Source organism: Vibrio sp. 10N.222.46.A1 (assembly GCF_041473595.1).
GTDB lineage: Bacteria > Pseudomonadota > Gammaproteobacteria > Enterobacterales > Vibrionaceae > Vibrio > Vibrio tasmaniensis_A.
The window spans coordinates 1-437 of record NZ_JBFRSN010001644.1; the positions used below are offsets into that span (position 1 = coordinate 1).

At 44.9% G+C, this 437-nt stretch carries 1 pseudogene; it reads left to right on the forward strand.

Going from position 1 to position 437, the window contains the following annotated elements:
- A pseudogene (locus AB4496_RS28625) lies at positions 1–437 on the forward strand (RluA family pseudouridine synthase); the annotation flags it as partial.

Genomic DNA, 437 nt, shown 5'->3' on the forward strand with positions numbered 1-437 from the left:
AGCAAACCTTGCTCAATACACACCACTGCACCTAAAAAACGACAATACGAATGTAGACTTACCGCTACCGACTCGTTTTACGTTTCCGTACTACTACACACCACATCCAACGTGTGAGTTTGCCATGCAGCAACTTCAGCAGTCGTTACTCGACTGCGGTGTGAATGAAACATCGCAAGGCAACCTCTACGCCGTGCTTCTTGTTCAGAACCCAACTACACAAGAGCTAGGTTACCTTTCTGCGTTTTCAGGTTTGCAGTTATATCCGTCTTTGGCCTCTCAGTTAAACAACATTAACTTTGTTCCATCAGCCTTCGATTCAGAACAGTTTCAATCTCACAACAGTGCAAACCTTGCTCGCCAATCGCAACTAGCGGATGACATTGAAAAACTACAACAGTCGCACAACCTAGACGCATTATTGGCTGAATTTGAAG